Below are 1,389 nucleotides of genomic sequence, written 5' to 3'. Positions count from 1 at the left end.
GCGGAGAAAACGCATGATGGAGAGAAAAATGCTGCTGGCCCGCCAGCGTCAGGCGGATAAAACGAAGCTGACGGGTCATTGCCGTTACCGGCTTGAGGTCCGGCGCTGTGAGGCTGAGCTGGATGTGTTCAGCTTCACCGGGGAAGAACGCCTGTTCGCCCCTTATTGCTACACCCTTGATTTCACCAGTACCACCCGGGATATCGACCCGGCAGTCATGCTGAAAAAATCGGCCACGTTTATCTTGCAGGCCCCTGAAAGCCCGGCGCAGGAGCGTAAAGTGTATGGGGTGATCACCCGGTTTAACCGGGTTTCCACCTCGGTGGATGAAACCCACTATCAGGCTTGTCTGGAGCCGCGGCTGGCATTGCTGCGCCATACCCAACGTTGTGCCATTTACCAGAACCAGTCGGTACCGGAAGTAGTGGAAAAGATCCTGCGTGATCGACACGGTTTTCGCGGACAGGATTTTCTGTTCACGCTGGTGCGGGAGTATCCCCGGCGGGAACTGGTGGTGCAGTGGCAGGAAAGTGATCTGGCGTTTATTCAGCGGATCTTAGCGGAGGTGGGGATCTGGTATCGCTTCGAGGTGGACAGCCGGCTGGGGATTGAAGTGGTGCGGTTGGGTGATAACCAGCGCAATTACCAGTATGACGTCACTTTGCCGCTGCTTAACCCGGCGGGAATGAATCACAACACCGGTGACTCGGTGTGGGACTTACACTTCGCCCATCAGGTGGTGACGCAGGGGGTGACGGTCCGGGATTACAACTACCGGGAAGCGGAGAATTATCTGCAATTTCAGGTCATGCGGGAGCGGGATAGCACGACCGAAGGTGAGATCTATCGCTATGGCGACCATTTCCTGACGCGGGGTGAAAAGATCCCGCCGGCGGTTGAAACCGCTGCTTTCTATGCCCGGTTGCACCATGAGCGCGACCTGTGCCATCAACACCTGATCAGTGGTAAAAGCTCATCACCGGTTTTAGAGCCGGGTCTGGTGCTGGAAATGGCTGGCGAGGTGCCGGCGTTATTGAAGAAAGGGGTGTTGATCGTTTCAACCCAGAGCACGGCCCGCCGGGACAGCAACTATCTGGTCAGTTTTATCGGTATTCCGTACAGCGAAAGCATCAGCTACCGGCCGGCATTGCGGGAACGGCCGGTGATTGCCGGCACCGTGCCGGCGCGGGTGACCAGTGACTGGCCGAAAGACACCTACAGCCATATCGACAAAATGGGGCGTTACCGCATCAAGTTTGATTTTGATTTGGATGAATGGCCGCTGGGGGGAGAAAGCCTGTGGGTCCGGTTAGCCCGCCCGTATGCGGGCAGCACCTACGGTTTCCACTGGCCTTTGGTTCAGGGGACGGAGGTGGCGGTGGCATTTGA

Annotated in this window: 1 protein-coding gene; it reads left to right on the top strand. The window is 57.3% G+C overall.

Annotated features, from left to right (window positions below):
- Positions 1 to 13: 13 nt before the first annotated feature.
- A partial coding sequence (locus tag C5469_RS22690; protein ID WP_166310948.1) for a type VI secretion system Vgr family protein occupies positions 14 to 1,389 on the top strand: 1,376 nt, incomplete at its 3' end.

The organism is Photorhabdus cinerea (genome assembly GCF_011189575.1).
GTDB lineage: Bacteria > Pseudomonadota > Gammaproteobacteria > Enterobacterales > Enterobacteriaceae > Photorhabdus > Photorhabdus cinerea.
Note: the sequence above shows the minus strand (reverse complement) of the source record. Positions and strands in the feature narration are given on the sequence as shown.